Raw genomic sequence first — 274 nt, 5'->3', positions numbered from 1 at the left:
ATGTCTGCCTTGGGATCAAAGCGCAGAGTGCCAAGACCGTCCAGCTCGATGGTGCTGGTCTCGTTGATGGCGGCCAGCGTCGCTTCGGCCTTGTCGTCGTCATAGGTGTCGGGCCGGAACCCGGCGAGGCCGAGGATTGTGGCGCGATCAGTGGCATGGCCGACGCCGGTGAAGGCCAGCGAGCCATGCAGCGAGGCCCGCAGCCCGTGAAAGGCAAAGGGCGAGGCGCGCATCATGTCGAGAAAGCGCGCAGCCGCGACCATCGGGCCCATGG

1 protein-coding gene is annotated in these 274 nt (G+C 66.4%); it reads right to left on the bottom strand.

The window, feature by feature from the left end; genetic code table 11:
• Window positions 1-263, bottom strand: a 263-nt coding sequence (locus tag R0J88_RS20110; protein ID WP_410900891.1) for a serine dehydratase beta chain, incomplete at its 3' end; no start/stop codon positions are given.
• Window positions 264-274 lie beyond the last annotated feature (11 nt).

It is taken from the genome of Pseudoalteromonas sp. SIMBA_162, assembly GCF_046535955.1.
Classification (GTDB): Bacteria; Pseudomonadota; Gammaproteobacteria; order Enterobacterales; family Alteromonadaceae; genus Pseudoalteromonas; species Pseudoalteromonas marina.
The sequence above is the reverse complement of the archived record's forward strand: the minus strand, read 5'-3'. Positions and strand labels throughout refer to the sequence as shown.